We start from the raw sequence: 508 nt of genomic DNA on the forward strand, positions 1-508 counted from the left end.
AGATGTGTATAAGAGACAGGTATACCACCGTTCGTAAAGAAAACAACTACGGCCTGAGCATCACTTTCCGCGATGCTAAAGCTCGTGATGAAGCCATTGCGTATCTGAGCAAGCGCCATCCGGACCTGGTGATTAGCAGCCAGGGCAGCAACCAGCTGCGTGCGGTAATGAGCGATGCTCGCCTGAGTGAAGCGCGTGAATATGCGGTGCAGCAGAACATTAATATCCTGCGTAACCGTGTAAACCAACTTGGCGTGGCGGAGCCGGTGGTTCAGCGTCAGGGTGCTGACCGTATCGTTGTTGAACTGCCAGGTATTCAGGACACCGCGCGTGCGAAAGAGATTCTGGGTGCGACGGCAACGCTGGAATTCCGTCTGGTAAACACCAACGTTGATCAGGCCGCTGCGGCATCCGGCCGCGTACCGGGCGACTCTGAAGTGAAGCAGACCCGCGAAGGTCAGCCGGTTGTGCTGTACAAACGCGTAATTCTGACCGGTGACCATATCAC

General features: G+C 55.5%; 1 pseudogene. It reads left to right on the forward strand.

Annotated features, from left to right (window positions below):
• A pseudogene (secD, locus tag AC5O77_RS22435) lies at positions 1 to 508 on the forward strand (protein translocase subunit SecD); the annotation flags it as partial.

The sequence above is a fragment of the Stenotrophomonas sp. INTA L402-1 genome, assembly GCF_059295135.1.